The 14,702-nt window shown below is 67.3% G+C and carries 10 protein-coding genes; 5 read left to right on the plus strand and 5 right to left on the minus strand.

Annotated features, from left to right (window positions below; translation table 11 throughout):
- Positions 1–149: 149 nt before the first annotated feature.
- Positions 150–3,860: a methionine synthase gene (gene metH / locus ACW9UL_RS13250; RefSeq protein ID WP_457787300.1), complete on the plus strand. Its 3,711-nt coding sequence runs from the start codon at positions 150–152 to the stop codon at positions 3,858–3,860.
- A 102-nt stretch (positions 3,861–3,962) separates the two neighbouring features.
- On the opposite strand, the gene ACW9UL_RS13255 is transcribed toward metH, so the two are convergent.
- Positions 3,963–4,253, minus strand: coding sequence for a DUF1883 domain-containing protein (locus ACW9UL_RS13255; protein ID WP_122107959.1), 291 nt, complete (start codon positions 4,251–4,253; stop codon positions 3,963–3,965).
- Between the two features lie 177 nt (positions 4,254–4,430).
- Between ACW9UL_RS13255 and ACW9UL_RS13260 the strand changes: the two genes are divergently transcribed.
- The 3 genes from ACW9UL_RS13260 (at position 4,431) to ACW9UL_RS13270 (ending at position 7,247) form a co-directional block, all read left to right on the plus strand.
- Entirely contained in the window at positions 4,431–5,033 is a 603-nt protein-coding gene (locus tag ACW9UL_RS13260; RefSeq protein ID WP_457787301.1) for a hypothetical protein, read from the plus strand.
- Positions 5,034–5,177: 144 nt separating this feature from the next.
- Positions 5,178–6,203, plus strand: coding sequence for a DUF5924 family protein (locus ACW9UL_RS13265; RefSeq protein ID WP_457787302.1), 1,026 nt, complete (start codon positions 5,178–5,180; stop codon positions 6,201–6,203).
- Positions 6,204–6,218: 15 nt separating this feature from the next.
- Positions 6,219–7,247 carry an RNA methyltransferase gene (locus tag ACW9UL_RS13270; protein WP_457787303.1) on the plus strand — a complete coding sequence of 343 codons (1,029 nt, stop codon included), beginning with the start codon at positions 6,219–6,221 and terminating at the stop codon, positions 7,245–7,247.
- A 61-nt stretch (positions 7,248–7,308) separates the two neighbouring features.
- Here ACW9UL_RS13270 and ACW9UL_RS13275 read toward each other — a convergent pair whose 3' ends face one another.
- The 3 genes from ACW9UL_RS13275 to ACW9UL_RS13285 form a co-directional block, all read right to left on the minus strand.
- Positions 7,309–8,715: an NAD(P)/FAD-dependent oxidoreductase gene (locus tag ACW9UL_RS13275; RefSeq protein ID WP_457787304.1), complete on the minus strand. Its 1,407-nt coding sequence runs from the start codon at positions 8,713–8,715 to the stop codon at positions 7,309–7,311.
- Between the two features lie 84 nt (positions 8,716–8,799).
- Positions 8,800–9,648: an AraC family transcriptional regulator gene (locus tag ACW9UL_RS13280; protein ID WP_457787305.1), complete on the minus strand. Its 849-nt coding sequence runs from the start codon at positions 9,646–9,648 to the stop codon at positions 8,800–8,802.
- A gap of 53 nt (positions 9,649–9,701) precedes the next feature.
- On the minus strand, positions 9,702–12,917 hold the full coding sequence (locus ACW9UL_RS13285; protein WP_457787306.1) for a DUF1631 family protein: 3,216 nt from the start codon (positions 12,915–12,917) through the stop codon (positions 9,702–9,704).
- A 163-nt stretch (positions 12,918–13,080) separates the two neighbouring features.
- Between ACW9UL_RS13285 and ACW9UL_RS13290 the strand changes: the two genes are divergently transcribed.
- Positions 13,081–13,308, plus strand: coding sequence for a DUF2970 domain-containing protein (locus ACW9UL_RS13290; protein WP_457787307.1), 228 nt, complete (start codon positions 13,081–13,083; stop codon positions 13,306–13,308).
- On the opposite strand, the gene ACW9UL_RS13295 is transcribed toward ACW9UL_RS13290, so the two are convergent.
- Entirely contained in the window at positions 13,309–14,343 is a 1,035-nt protein-coding gene (locus ACW9UL_RS13295) for an ABC transporter substrate-binding protein (protein WP_457790957.1), read from the minus strand.
- Between the last annotated feature and the right edge of the window lie 359 nt (positions 14,344–14,702).

Raw genomic sequence — 14,702 nt, forward strand, 5'->3', positions numbered from 1 at the left:
AACTTCCTTGATGACGATAACGGCGATTCTAGCCAGATGTCGCCGCCTACAACATGAGCGCAATTCATGCAAAAGGCGCATGCACTCCAGAACCCTGCAGCTTTGCTATCATCGCGCACCTTTGTTCCCGCTTTGCTCAGGTAGTTCCCATGTCCGATCGCAGCGCCCGCCTCCACGCCCTCCAGCAAGCCCTGAAGGAGCGCATCCTGATCCTCGACGGCGGCATGGGCACCATGATCCAGAGCTACAAGCTGGACGAGGCCGACTATCGCGGCGAGCGCTTCGCCGACTGGCCGAGCGACGTCAAGGGCAACAACGACCTGCTGCTGCTGTCGCGCCCGGACGTGATCCAGGCCATCGAGAAGGCCTACCTGGATGCCGGCGCCGACATCCTGGAAACCAATACCTTCAACGCCACCCAGGTGTCCCAGGCCGACTACGGCATGGAGGCGCTGGTCTACGAGCTGAACGTCGAAGGCGCGCGGCTGGCCCGTGAAGTGGCCGATGCCAAGACCCTGGAAACCCCGGACAGGCCGCGCTTCGTCGCCGGCGTCCTCGGCCCGACCAGCCGCACCTGCTCGATCTCCCCCGACGTCAACGACCCCGGCTACCGCAACGTCAGCTTCGACGAGCTGGTGGAGAACTACACCGAGGCCACCCGCGGCCTGATCGAGGGTGGCGCCGACCTGATCCTGATCGAGACCATCTTCGACACCCTCAACGCCAAGGCGGCCATCTTCGCCGTGCAGGGCGTGTTCGAGGAACTCGGCATCGAGCTGCCGATCATGATTTCCGGCACCATCACCGATGCCTCCGGCCGCACCCTGTCCGGCCAGACCACCGAGGCCTTCTGGAACTCGGTGGCGCACGCCAAGCCGATTTCCGTGGGCCTGAACTGCGCCCTCGGCGCCGCCGACCTGCGCCCCTACCTGGAAGAGCTGTCGAACAAGGCCGGCACCCATGTCTCGGCTCACCCCAACGCCGGCCTGCCCAACGCCTTCGGCGAGTACGACGAGACCCCGGCGGAAATGGCCGCGGTGGTCGAGGAGTTCGCCGCCAGCGGCTTCCTCAACATCATCGGCGGCTGCTGCGGCACCACTCCGGCGCATATCCAGGCCATCGCCGAGGCCGTGGCCAAGTACCCGCCGCGGGCGATCCCAGAGATTCCGCGCGCCTGCCGCCTGTCGGGCCTGGAGCCCTTCACCATCGACCGCAATTCGCTGTTCGTGAACGTCGGTGAGCGCACCAATATCACCGGCTCGGCCAAGTTCGCCCGACTGATCCGCGAGGAAAACTACACCGAAGCGCTGGAAGTGGCGCTGCAGCAGGTGGAAGCCGGCGCCCAGGTGATCGACATCAACATGGACGAGGGCATGCTCGACTCCAAGGCGGCGATGGTGAAGTTCCTCAACCTGATCGCCGGCGAGCCGGACATCTCGCGCGTGCCGATCATGATCGACTCCTCCAAGTGGGAGGTGATCGAGGCCGGCCTGAAATGCATCCAGGGCAAGGGCATCGTCAACTCCATCTCGATGAAGGAAGGCGTCGAGCAGTTCAAGCACCACGCCAAGCTGTGCAAGCGCTACGGCGCCGCCGTGGTGGTGATGGCCTTCGACGAGGTCGGCCAGGCCGACACCGCCGCGCGCAAGAAGGAAATCTGCAAGCGGTCCTACGACATCCTGGTCAACGAAGTGGACTTCCCGCCGGAAGACATCATCTTCGACCCGAACATCTTCGCCGTGGCCACCGGTATCGAGGAGCACAACAACTACGCGGTCGACTTTATCGAGGCCTGCGCCTATATCCGCGACGAGCTGCCGTACGCCCTGAGTTCCGGCGGCGTGTCCAACGTGTCGTTCTCCTTCCGTGGCAACAACCCGGTGCGTGAGGCGATTCACTCGGTGTTCCTCTATTACGCGATCCAGAACGGCCTGACCATGGGCATCGTCAACGCCGGCCAGCTGGAGATCTACGACGAGATCCCCAAGGAGCTGCGCGACGCGGTCGAGGACGTGGTGCTCAACCGCCACGACGGCGCCACCGAGGCGCTGCTGGCCATCGCCGACAAGTACAAGGGCGACGGCGCCGCCAAGGAAGTGGAAAACGAGGAATGGCGCTCGCTGCCGGTGAACAAGCGCCTGGAACACGCGCTGGTCAAGGGCATCACCGCCTTTATCGTCGAGGACACCGAAGAGTGCCGCCAGCAGTGCGCGCGCCCCATCGAGGTGATCGAAGGCCCGCTGATGAGCGGTATGAACCTGGTCGGCGACCTGTTCGGCTCGGGCAAGATGTTCCTGCCCCAGGTGGTCAAGTCCGCGCGGGTGATGAAGCAGGCGGTGGCGCACCTGATCCCCTTTATCGAAGCCGAGAAAGGCGACAAACCCGAGGCCAAGGGCAAGATCCTCATGGCCACGGTCAAGGGCGACGTGCACGACATCGGCAAGAACATCGTCGGCGTCGTTCTGGGCTGTAACGGCTACGACATCGTCGACCTGGGCGTGATGGTGCCGGCGGAGAAAATCCTGCAGACGGCGATTGCCGAGAAATGCGACATCATCGGCCTGTCCGGCCTGATCACCCCCTCGCTGGACGAGATGGTCCACGTGGCCAAGGAAATGCAGCGCCAGGGCTTCAAGCTGCCGCTGATGATCGGCGGCGCCACCACCTCCAAGGCGCACACCGCGGTGAAGATCGACCCGCAGTACAGCAACGACGCGGTGGTCTACGTCACCGACGCCTCGCGCGCCGTCGGCGTGGCCACCCAGCTGCTGTCCAAGGAGCTCAAGGCCGACTTCGTGCAGAAAACCCGCGAGGAATACGTGGTGGTGCGCGAGCGCACCTCGGCGCGCGCCTCGCGCACCGAGCGCCTGAGCTATGCCGACGCCATCGCCAACAAGCCGCAGTTCGACTGGGCCGGCTACAACGCGCCCAAGCCGAGCTTCATCGGCGCGCAGGTGCTGGAGGATATCGACCTGGCCACCCTGGCCGAGTACATCGACTGGACGCCCTTCTTCATCTCCTGGGACCTGGCCGGCAAGTACCCGCGCATCCTCACCGACGAGGTGGTCGGCGAAGCCGCCAGCGCGCTGTTCGCCGACGCCCAGGCCATGCTGAAGAAGCTGATCGACGAGAAGCTGATCAAGGCCCGCGCGGTGTTCGGCTTCTGGCCGGCCAATCAGGTGGCGCACGACGATATCGAACTGCGCGACGCCCAGGGCAAGCCCATCGCCCTGCTCCACCACCTGCGCCAGCAGAGCATCAAGGCGGACGGCAAGCCGAACCTGTCGCTGGCCGACTTCGTCGCGCCGAAGGAGAGCGGCAAGACCGACTATGTCGGCGGCTTTATCACCACCGCCGGCATCGGCGCCGAGGAAGTGGCCAAGGCCTACGAGGCCAAGGGCGACGACTACAACAGCATCATGGTCAAGGCCCTGGCCGACCGCCTGGCCGAGGCCTGCGCCGAGTGGCTGCACGAACGTGTGCGCAAGGAGTACTGGGGCTATGCCGCCGACGAGCAGCTGGCCAACGAAGACCTGATCAAGGAGCAGTACAAGGGCATCCGCCCCGCTCCCGGCTACCCGGCCTGCCCGGACCATAGCGAAAAGGCCACTTTGTTTAGGCTGCTCGACCCCGAGGCCGGCTACAACCAGGCCGGGCGCAGCGGCGTGTTCCTTACCGAGCACTACGCCATGTTCCCGGCGGCCGCGGTGTCCGGCTGGTACTTCGCCCACCCCGAGGCGCAGTACTTCGCCGTCGGCAAGGTGGACCAGGACCAGGTCGAGAGCTACAGCAAGCGCAAGGGCCAGGACATCGCCGTCAGCGAGCGCTGGCTGATGCCGAATCTGGGCTACGACGGCTGACGCGGGCTCGCGTTGCGTAGGGTGGGCAACGCTCTGTTTGCCCACCGCTGCCTGGCCAATCGAAAACGCCTTGCGCGCTTTCCGGACTATGCCCGAACGCCGTCAGACCCTGCTGCGCACGATCTTGATCGAGTACTCCATCTGCGGCTTGCGCGTCACGCTGACGGCACGGCGGCTCACGGTATCCAGGGTGATGTTCCAGAAACCGCTGCTCGGCACGCGGATCTTCGCCGGGAACTTGATAAAGGCGCCGCCGTGGTAGCTGTGCCGGCCACGGTTCTTGAAGGCGCGGAAGTTGGCGTCGTTCATCAGGCGGATATTGCAGGGCTGCGAACACTCGATGACCACCAGGTCGCCCTCGTTCAGCTGTTCGCGTTGATGGATGAATTTCATGCGTGCTTCCGGTTGGATCGGGGGCGCGACGATAGCACGAGCGCGCGCCGCGGGCAGCGCCGAGACGACGGGGCGCGCCTGCTCAAGCGCTGCTAGGCTGATTTCAGCCGCCGCGCCGGAGCGCGCGGCAAGCACCTTCGGCAAACGCAGCACGTCGCCTCTCGCAGGAGCCCGCCCATGAAGATATCCAGCTTCCTTGCCCCCGTTCTCGTCGCCGGCCTGCTGCACGGCGGTTATAGCCAGGCCGAGGAGCAGCTCGGCGGCGAGCATGACCGCAGCGAATCCTTCGAACCGGGCAAGCCCGGCGGCGCGGTGCTCGAAACCGAGGAGGTACACGCCAAGGTCAGCGCCATCGATACCGCCACGCGCAGCTTTACCCTCACCGACGAGCAGGGGCACAGCCGCACCCTGCAGGCACCGCCGGAGATGCGCAACTTCGAGCAGCTCAGGGTCGGCGACCAGGTGCGCGCGATGATCGGCCTGGAACGCATCGTCCAGCTGCGCGAGCCGGGCGATACCAGCGAAGACGGCGCCGCCGGCATCCTGGCCACCACACCGGAAGGCAGCAAGCCGGGCCTGCTGATGGCCGAGACGCTGGAACTCAGCGCGGTGATCAAGGCCATGGACAGCACCCAGCGTACCGCCACGTTGCAGTTCGCCGACGGCAGCCAGCGTACCGTCAAGGTGCGCCCCGACGTCGAGATGAAACCCGAGTACCTGGGCCGCGAGCTGGTGCTGCGCATGACCTCGGCGGTGGCCGTTAGCGTCGAGGCGCAGTGATAGCTGACGGCTGAATGGGCAGGCGAGGCCGTAGCGCTGGCGCCCCGCGGCAACGGCCGTTAGCGCGGCGCAGTCACGGCCCGGGCTGGACACCCCGGGGAGCGGGCCCTAGCATGCGCGGCCACGCCGTCGTACAGCGCCGCCATGAAAATCCTGCTAGACCGCATCCCCACCCTGCTCGCCTGGGTCCGTCGATACCCCGGCCTGGTTGCCGCCTTCGGCTTCTGCTCGGGGTTGGCCAGCTTCCTGCTGGTCGAGCGCCAGGCCAATCTGGCCAAGGTGCTCGGCGTGGTGCTGCTGGCCAGCTGGTTGTGGCTGATGCTGGAAAACCTGCTGCGCGAGCACATCGCCCGGCGTTTCGGCTTCGAGCTGCCGATCCCGCTGCTGCGCTATGCGACGCAGATGATCCACCAGGAAAGCCTGTTCTTCGTCTTGCCGTTCTTCTTCATCACCACCACCTGGAATAGCGGCCAGTTGCTGTTCAGCGGCCTGCTCGCCGTCGCCGCGCTGATATCCATTACCGATCCGCTCTACTACCGCTGGCTGGCGGCCCGGCGCTGGCTGTTGCTGATGTTTCACAGCCTGGCGCTGTTCGCGGTGATGCTGACCGCGCTGCCGATCATCTTCCACCTCAGCACCCCGCAGAGCTACCGCGTCGCCCTGGTCCTGACCACGCTACTGACGCTGCCGAGCCTGCCCGGGCTGATCGGCTTCGTCGGCTGGCGCCGCGCCGTGGCCCTGGCCGCGCTGCCGCTGATCCTCGGCGCAGGCGGCTGGCTGGCACGCACCTGGGTGCCGCCGGCCACGCTCTGGCTGAACGAGGTGGCGGTGACCACCGAGTTCGACGGGGCGCAGCGCTCGCCGGGGCGCTCGATCGAACGCATCAGCCCGGCCCAACTGAGCGCCGGCGGGCTCTACGCCTACACCGCGATCAACGCGCCGCGCGGGCTGAACGAACGCATTTACCATGTCTGGCGCCACGACGGCCGCGAGGTCGACCGCATCGCCCTGGATATCCAGGGCGGGCGCAAGGAGGGCTACCGCGCCTGGAGCCACAAGCAGAACTTCCCCGCCGAGGCCCAGGGCCGCTGGCAGGTGCAGGTGCTTACCGAGGCCGGGCAGCTGATCGGCGTGCTGCGCTTCGACGTGGCCGACGCCCCCGGCACCTGATAGCATCCGCGCCCCATGCAGCTCGCCGATCTCACCCAACGTCTCGCCGCCCTTGGCGCCAAACCCCAGCACATCGGGCGGATCACCCGCGCCTGGCTGCAGGGCAAGGCGCTGGACACCGGCACCAAGCACCAGAAGACCGAGAACTTCCTGCCGCTGTCCGTACGCCAGGGCCTGCCGGCGCTTGCCGCCGACCTCGATAAGCTCGCCCGGCTGCGCTCCGAGCATCCCGGCGCCGACGGCTCGGCGCGCCTGCTGGTGGAGCTGGCCGACCAGCAGATGGTGGAAAGCGTGCTGCTGCCGCGCGATGGCCTGTGCATTTCCAGCCAAGTCGGCTGCGCGGTGGGCTGCGTGTTCTGCATGACCGGCAAGAGCGGCCTGCTGCGCCAGCTCAGCAGCGCCGAGATGGTCGCCCAGGTTGCCCTCGGCCGGCGCTTTCGCCCGGTGAAGAAGGTGGTGTTCATGGGCATGGGCGAGCCGGCGCACAACCTCGACAACGTGCTCGAGGCCATCGACCTGCTCGGCACCGAGGGCGGCATCGGCCACAAGAACCTGGTGTTCTCCACGGTGGGCGATCCGCGGGTGTTCGAGCGTCTGCCGCAGCAACGGGTGCGCCCTGCCCTGGCGCTGTCGCTGCACACCACCGACGCCGAGCTGCGCCAGCGCCTGCTGCCCAAGGCGCCGCGCATCGATCCCGAGCAGTTGATGGAATTGGGCGAGGCCTACGCCCGCTGCATCGACTACCCGATCCAGTACCAGTGGACCCTGCTCAAGGGCATCAACGACAGCCAGGAGGAAATGGACAACATCCTGCGCCTGTTCAAGGGCAAGTTCGCCGTGCTCAACCTGATTCCCTACAACAGCCTGGAAGCCGACGACTACCAGCGCCCGGACGGCGAGCGCATCGTGCAGATGGTGCGTTACCTGCACAGCCGCGGCGTGCTGACCAAGGTGCGCAACTCGGCCGGCCAGGATATCGACGGCGGCTGCGGCCAGCTGCGCGCCCGCGCCAGCGAGCTGATCCCGCTGCGCCGGGTTCGCTGACCCCGCCCGCAGGGTGTCGCCGGGCCGCCTAGGCCGTGCGCACCAGCAATCGAAGCCCTCCTCAACTCATCAGACGTTCCATGCGCTCGGCCACGGCCTGCGCCAGACGCCGGCGCCAGGCCGGGCTGTGCGGATTGGCCAGCACCCGATCCTCGTGGACGAAGCTGCGGATGATGGCGTTATAGCCGAGCCAGCGGCACGGCTCGGGCTCCCAGCGGCGCAGGCGGGAAACCGGGCTGTCGGGTAGCACCCAGGGCTGGCGCAGCAGTTCGCTGTCGCGACCGAGGATGAGGTCGGCCAGGGTGCGCCCGCCCAGGTTGCTGGCGCCGACGCCCTCGCCGCCGTAGCCGCCGACCAGGGCGATGCGCTGCTTCAGGTCGCGCAGCATATGCGGCTGGAAGCGCCGCGCCATGCCCAGATTGCCGCCCCAGGCGTGGCTCAGCCGCACGCCGCGCAACTGCGGAAATAGCTCGCCCATCAAATAGCGGCGTAGGCCCAGTTCGTCGTCGCTGAGGTTGAAGTCGCGGCGCAGGCGGCCGCCGAAGCGATAGCCGCCGCGCGCGCCGAACACCAGGCGGTCGTCGCGACTGCGCTGGCCATAGGTGACCTGGCGACTGAACTCGCTGAAGGCCTGGCCACGCTGCAAGCCAATGTCGGCCCAGACCTCCGCCGGCAGCGGCTCGGTGGCAATGATCAGGCTCTGCACCGGCAACTGATGCCGGCCCAGCGGCGGCAAGCCGGCGGCGTATCCCTCGATGGCCGGCACCACCCAATCGGCACGCACGCTGCCTTGCGCGGTGCGCACCAGACCGGGCTGCCAGTCGATCACCGCACTGCGTTCGTAGAGCTGGACGCCGAGCGCCTCGACGCAGCGTGCCAGGCCGCGCACCAGCTTGGCCGGATCGATGGTGGCGCAGTGCGGGCTGTACAGCGCGCCGTAGGCGTTGGCCAGGCGCAGTTGCTCGGCCAGCTCGCTCGGCGCCAGCCAGCGGTAGTCGTCCTCGCCCAGGCCGAGCGCGCGCAGGCCGCCGAGGTACTCGCGCAGGCGTACTTCCTGCTCGGGATAGCGCGCCGCGCAGTAAAGCACCCCGCCCTGGCGCAGGTCGCAGTCGATACCCTCGCGGGCCACCACCTGCGCCACCTCGTCGGGAATGCCATGCAGCAGATCGAAGGAAGCTTTGCGTTCGGCGGCAGGCAGGCCCGCCAGCAGGCGATCCTCGCCGAGCAGGTTACCCATCAACCAGCCGCCGTTGCGCCCGGAGGCGCCGAAGCCGGCGGTCTCGGCCTCCACTATCGCCACGCGCAGCTGCGGCGCCTGGCGCTTGAGGTAATAGGCGGTCCACAGCCCGGTATAGCCGGCGCCGATGATCGCCACGTCCGCCTGCAGATCGGCCTGCAGGCGGGGTCGCGCCTGCAGCGGATCGTCGATTCGATCCATCCACAGACTGATATTGCGCCAGGGATTCATCCACGCCTCCGTCATCGATCGATGCCCCAAGGCTAGCGGCACGGCTCAGTAGCTGTCTTGCGTGCGGACCCGCGCGGAAATCTGCTAGAGAACCCGCTTAGAATCTGCTGCGTTAAAAACGGGCTCTAGCTCGCTAGATCCTGGACGGGCTCTAAGATAGGCCTTCGGCGACAGCCCGGTATGCCGCTTGAAGCAGCTGTAGAAGGCCGACAGCGAGTTGAAACCGGCGGCGAAGGCCAGCTCGTCGATGCGTTTGAGGTCGCTGCCCGCCTCCAGACCGGCGAGCAGGTGCTGCAGGCGGGCGCGACTGACGTAGCGGTAGAAGCTCTCGCCGAGCACCTGGTTGAGCAGATGGGAGATCTGGTTGCGGCTGTAGCCGGTGGCCGCCGCCACCTGCTGCAGGTTCAGCTCGGGATCGAGAAAGGCTTTGCTGCGCTGGAAATACTCCTGCAGGTCCTGCGCCAGCTGGCCGAGCTGGCGGGGCGACAGCCCCAGCCGGCTGATCGCCGGGCGCGCACCGACCGGCTGGTTAGCAGGGTTCGCCTCGCGCACCAGGGTGGCGTACTCGTTGATGCGCCAGATCAGCCCGTCGCGCACGGTGATCGCCTCGCCGGTGCGGAACGACACCAATCCCGCACCGCCCTGCAGGCTGGTGCGGTACTGGATGAAGGCGGTGTGGCCATCGACGCGGATGCGGTCGAGATGCTCCAGCACCTCGCCGGGGTGGCGCGGCAGGTTGCTTTCGACATAGCCGCGCAGCTCGGCCAGGCGCATGCAGCGCTGCTGGTAGAAGTCGTTGTACTCCACGTCCGGGTGGTACAGCGCCAGCACCGCCTCCAGGTCGCGCTGCTTCCAGCTCAGGTGATAGCGCAGGATGGTCTCGCGGGTGCGCGCGGTCTGCGCGGCGTCGTCGGGGAAATTGTCGTCGAACATGGCGGGCATCGTTTCAGGGGCGCCGTGCAGCTTGCCGATTCGCCGCGAACGGGTCAAAGCGCCGCCACCCCTAGCCAGTCTTCCAGGTGCACCGGCTTCTGCACGCCGAAGCCCTGCACGTAGTCGACCCCCATCTCCAGCAGGCGCGCGCGGATGGCCGGGGTCTCGACGTACTCGGCGATGGTCTGGCGCCCCAGGGCATGGGCGATCTCGTTGATCGAGCGGACCATGGCCAGATCGCTGGGCGAGCGTTCGATCTCCTTGACGAAGCTGCCGTCGATCTTCACGTAGTCCACCGGCAGACGCTTGAGGTAGTCGTAGCTGGAGAAGCCGACGCCGAAGTCGTCGATCGAGAAGCTGCAGCCGGCACGCTGCAGATGGCGCACCAGGTCGGCGGTCTTGGCCAGGTTGGATACCGCGGCGGTCTCGGTCAGTTCGAAGCAGATGCGCCGGGGGTCGACCCGGTAACGCTCGAACAGGCTCTCGATGAAACCGAGCAGCTTGTCGTCGTTCAGGCTGCTGCCGGACAGGTTGATCGACAGCGCGCTGCAGCGCCGCCACAGGTTGGGGTGGCGGTCGAGCACGGCAAAGATGTGCCGCAGCACCCAGCGATCCACCTTGCTCATGCGGTGGTAGCGTTCGGCGGCGGCGATGAAGTCCTGCAGCAGCAGCTCGTTCTGCATCACCAGCAGCAGCTCGTAGTGCGGCAACTCGCTGGCGTCTTCGGCAGTCGGCGCGATCTGCTGTACGCGCAGCGACAGGTCCTCGCGCTCGACTATATCGTCGACCCGCGCGGCAATCGCCAGCAGGCCGATGCGCCCATCGTCGCTGGCCATGCTGAAACAGTGCACGCGGTTGCGCCCGGCTTCCTTGGCCGCGTTGCAGGCCGCCTGAAGGTCGCAGAACAGGTTGGTGACATCGTGCCGCTCGGCCGCCTCGACCACCCCGACGCTGAGGGTGATGCCGTGCTTGCGCGCCTCCCAGGTGAAGCCCTCGCTCTCCACCTCGCGGCGCAGCTGCTCGGCCAGATCGGCCGCCTGGGCCTCGGTACAACCCGGCAGCACCGCGGCGAAATCCACCCCGCCGACCCGCGCCAGGCAGCTGGCCTGCGGCAGCCAGCGTTGCAGCTGCTCGCAGAGCCGTTTCAGGCAGGCGTCGCCGGCCTGCGGGCCGGCGTGGGTGTTGATCAGGGCGAACTGGTCGACGTGCAGCATGAGGAAGGCGTGGCGGCCGCGGCTGGCCAAGCTTTGCGCCAGGGACGACTCGAAGGCGCGACGGTTGTGCAGGCCGGTCAGCTCGTCGTGGCTGCGCGCATGGGCGATCTCACGGTACAGGCGCCCGACTATGTCCTGCAGGGTGCGCTGTACCAGGCTGTCGGAGTCCTGCGCGCCATCGTCGACCAGCAGCCGCCCGCCCGCCAGTTCGGCGACCAGCTCGCGCTCGCTGTACCTGCCGCTTTCGCGGCCCTGACGGTCGACCAACACATAGTGATCCAGCGCCGGGTTCTTCCACACCAGGCGATGCAGCTGGCCGCTGGCGTCCTGCAAGCGCGCGCCCTCCTTGAGCTGCTCCAGGCGTTCGCCCCAACGCTGCAGCTCTTCGGCCAACGGCGGCCGGGCCAGCGCCAGGCTCGGCGGCGCGACCATGGCCACCGGTTCCTCGCCGAGCAGTTGCCGACGCAGCCCGGCCAGCACCGGGGCGTACTGGAAACTGCCGGCGCCGAAGGCCTCCATGCGCCGCTTGAGAATCTGCAACTGATGCTCGACCTCCTTGGCGTAGGCCTCGCCATCGCCCACCAGCGGGCCCTGCGCACGCTCGTTGAGGCGCTTGTAGAGCATGCCGGTGAGGGACATGTCCAGACGCCAGGTCAGGTCCTGCCGGCCCATACGGATCAGCTCGTGCACCAGCAGGTCGCGCCAACCGACGTCCAGCCATTCCAGCAGCAGCCTGGGCACGCGCTCGCCATGCAGGTCGCGCAGCGCGCCGGCGACTTCCTGCTGCGCCTGCTTGAGGGTGTCCTGGCCGCGGTGCAGCTGTTTGACCCGTTCGGCGTTCTGCTGGTAGCTGCGCTGCTGCTGGGCGAGCAGCTCGTCCAGCTCGGCGTCATGGGCGGCGAAACTCTGGCTGTCGCCGTCGTAGCCGTCGACGATTCGCTCGATCAGGCCCTGCAAGCGGGCCTCCAGCGCCGGATTGGCCGGTTCGCAGTGATCGCCCAGGCGTAGCAGGCGATCCAGGGTGGCGCGCACCGGATGGCTGCTGTCGGCGATGGCCGCCGGTTCCTTCAACGTGGCCTGCAGCACCGGCAGCAGCAGGCGCTCGATGGCCGGTTTCAGCGCCGGCGCCAGGCCGGCGTCCTGCCCCAGGTGCTGGAACACCTCGCCCACCAGCTGGGTGTCTTCCTGTTGGCGCAGGCTGAGCGACCAGTCCTGTTGCTGGAACTGTTCGAGCAGCGCCTGCGCCGTCCAGCCGCCGGACGGCGTCGGTTCGGCGCGCAGCCGTCCCAGCAGTTCGGCCGGCTGGCCGCTCGACGCCTGGTCCGCCACGGCTTGGCGCGGCGCCGCGCTGCTGCGCCGCAGTTGGTGGATGGCCTGATAAGCGGCGGACCTCGCCTCGGCGCGCTGCGGCGATGCGAGCTGGGGGCGCGGCGGTGCCAGCTCGACGCCGAGCGGCTCGATACGCTGGGCGGCAAACTGTTCGGCCAGGGCCTGCATATAGGGTTGCAACAGCGCCGGCAGCAGCCGTCCGGCTTCGCTGAGGTACAGGCCGCGCACGCTGGCCGGTTGATTGCGCAGGCGCAGCTCGCCCTGCCACTGACGCAAGAGAAACTCGAACGACAAGGGGTTGTCCGCATCGGCCAGGGGCTCGCCGGCCAATTGGTTGAAACAGCCGCACACGCGCCACTCCAGCACGCCCAGGTGTTCGCGCAGGGTGCGCACCAGACGCCGGGCGAGCAGCATGTCGTCGACTTCCTCGTCGTCCACCAGGCTCCACTCACTGCGGCTGTCGAGTGCCACCGGCTGCAGCGGGCGCTCCAGCAGACCGCTGCAGATGCACTGCAGGCAGCTGTCGATGGCGCGGCCCTGCTGGTTGCGGCACAGGCGCATGAAATGCTCGCAAGCCTGCGCCTCCTCGTTGGAGAAGGCGCGCAAGCGTTGCTCCGCCAGCGCCTGTTCCAGTGCCAGACACAGTTGCCGCAGCGCATCCGGCAGATGGCGGCGAACCAGCGAACCGAGTGCCTCGCCGAGCGCGCGGGGTAACGGTCTGGGCATCAAGGACAACGCTCCTGCCTATGGTGGCTCCCTGTGCTTGACTATAGCCGTTTGCCACCCGTTGGCGAGTCCGCCCAAGGTCTTCCCCGGCGGCGGCTGCGACGCTCTGTTTCGGCCTCGCCAGGTACAGCGACTATGCTTGAGGAAGATCGGGAGAACGCCCATGAAAGAACCGGACAAACCACCGCCGCCACCGCCACTGACGTTCTGGGAAATGCTGCAGAGCGTGCTGGCCGCCGCCTTCGGGGTGCAGAGCGGGAAGAATCGCAGCCGCGACTTCAGCCGCGGCAAACCCAGCCACTTCATCCTGCTCGGGCTGCTGTTCACCGGGCTGTTCGTGCTGGTGCTGCTGGCCCTGGTGAAACTGGTGTTGCACCTGGCGGTCGGCTGATCAGCGCAGCAGGCTGTCGATGGAGCAGGCGTAACGGCTCATCTGCGGCTGACGAGTGGCACTGAACTGGCGGAAGTCCAGGTCGATGTCACCCTGTTCGAGGCGCCGCATCAGACGCCCGGCAGCTTCGTCATCGACCAGGCGCAGCAGGCTGGCCACCTGATCCTTGCCGCCGCGCGCGGCGAAATCCAGCCCCTTGGCGTGGTCGTGGAGCATCACCAGGGCACAGGCGCCGAGCAGGAAATGTCCGCTGGCCAACACCTCGATGCGCCCGTCGACGCGCGCCTGCAGCACCCGCGCGGAATTGTTCAACGCCGCGTAGCGCAGCTGCCGCCCCTGCTCGGTGGCCGCCTGCATCACGCCGAAGGCCATCTCGTCGTTGGCCGACCACACCAGGCTCAGCTGCGGGTAGCGCGGCAACAGGGCCAGCGACTGCTCGTAAGCGCGCTGCTGGCGCCACTCGCCGTACAGCACCTGCTGCAGGCGGACATGCGGCGCCTCGGCCAGGGCTCGCTGCAGGCCGACGATGCGCAGGGTCGCCGAGGGCGTCTGCTTGATGCCGGTGAACGCCAGCATCTGCGCCGGCTCACCGCCGGCCAGGGCGATCAGCGCCCGCCCCATCAGGTAACCGGCCTCCTCGTCGTTGGGCACCAGACTGCCCAGCCAGTGGCGATAGCGCTCGCGGCTGCCGCCGACCAGCGCCTGCTGCTCTGGCGTCAGGGTGCTGTGCAGGGCGAACAGACGCACCTGGGTGCCGTCGAACAGGCGCAGGATCTCCGGGCCGGTGAACTGCTCGTTGACGAAGATCAGGTAGTCGGGCAACTCGCCCCGCTCCAGGACCTCATGAGCGTTGCGCAGAATGCGTGCGGTATCGCGCTCGCCGTAGATCACCCGCAGGTCGATGCCCAGATCGCCAGCGGCGTCCTGCATATAGTGCGAATAATCGGCCCAGAACGGCTCGGCGGCATGGCCGGGGTTGAGAAACACCACGGAAAGCGGTCGCCCCTGCGCCTCGGCAACGCACCAGCCCAACATGGCCAACAGCCCCAGCACCCACCTGATCACGACGCCCCTCCCAATAACCGGGCGCAGTATAAGGGCATAAGCGCAAAAAGGCCGACCGCGGTGGCGGGTCGGCCTGTATGCCGGCGCGGGTGCTACTGACCGCTGACCCAGAACACCGCCGTGGCCACGGCAATCAGGATCAGGCTGAAGATGGCCCAGGCGTCGACGCGGCTGTCGGTTTTTTCCATTTCGCTATGGTCGTGCATGACTCCCCCTTGTTCTTGTGCTTATGGGTGACACGCCCTGCAGTTAAGACCAGCCTAAGCCAGGGCTCAAGCCCTCAGGTTATGTTCCGTCGCGCTCTTATTGCTCATAGTTCTGTTTATATA

The organism is Pseudomonas sp. PL-6, from assembly GCF_054110165.1.